Raw genomic sequence first — 822 nt, forward strand, 5'->3', positions numbered from 1 at the left:
TTTACAGCTTGACCAGCTGTAAAATCCATTTACATGGATTGTAGCGGATAAACTTTCGTTTATCTCAATTATTAGAGTAATCTCGGTTAAATTTAGCTATTTTGTAGTATGATCTTTTCGATCATATCCCAACAATATAAACGTCAAAACCTATTTGCTGATCTATAAATTAAGATCGGAATAACATTTTAACATTTCCTCTATTGTTGCTTTTGCTTTCGTATTGTTCAGTTTTCAAGGTGCAAAATTGCTACGCAATTTTGCCAACAAAACTACGTTTTGTTTGTGCAAATAGCGCGGCTCATAAGAACTTCCGACCTTTTATAGCTTATGCAAAATTTTATTTCATAAAATTTTGCAAGCGTGGTCGTTTGCTCTTATTGGTGGGCTTGAGAGGACTCGAACCTCCGACCTCACGCTTATCAGGCGTGCGCTCTAACCACCTGAGCTACAAGCCCATGTTAGTTTCGGCGTCCGGTCGTCGTTTCCGTCTTCCGACGCCCTGTGGTGGAGATGAGGAGGATCGAACTCCTGACCCCCTGCTTGCAAGGCAGGTGCTCTCCCAGCTGAGCTACACCCCCAAATAATTCAGGGACATCAGAATCTTAATCTTCTCTTTTCCACATTTGAAGATACACAATCTTTCGATTGCACCCTCTAAATTAAACAACGATCTGCAAGTGCTCATTCTGATTGACCATAGGATATGAGTTCTTATTCAGAACTCAGGTCTCCTTAGAAAGGAGGTGATCCAGCCGCACCTTCCGATACGGCTACCTTGTTACGACTTCACCCTAATTACCACCCCTACCTTCGGCCGCG

At 42.5% G+C, this 822-nt stretch carries 2 tRNA genes and 1 rRNA gene; all 3 read right to left on the reverse strand.

Features of this window, described 5'->3' with window-relative positions:
- Positions 1-381: 381 nt before the first annotated feature.
- Positions 382-458, reverse strand: a tRNA-Ile gene (locus DXB00_RS16120).
- Positions 459-505: 47 nt separating this feature from the next.
- Positions 506-581: transfer RNA gene (locus DXB00_RS16125), tRNA-Ala, on the reverse strand.
- A 158-nt stretch (positions 582-739) separates the two neighbouring features.
- Positions 740-822, reverse strand: a 16S ribosomal RNA gene (locus DXB00_RS16130); the annotation flags it as partial.

This window comes from Butyricicoccus sp. OF10-2 (assembly GCF_003481925.1).
GTDB lineage: Bacteria > Bacillota > Clostridia > Oscillospirales > Butyricicoccaceae > Agathobaculum > Agathobaculum butyriciproducens.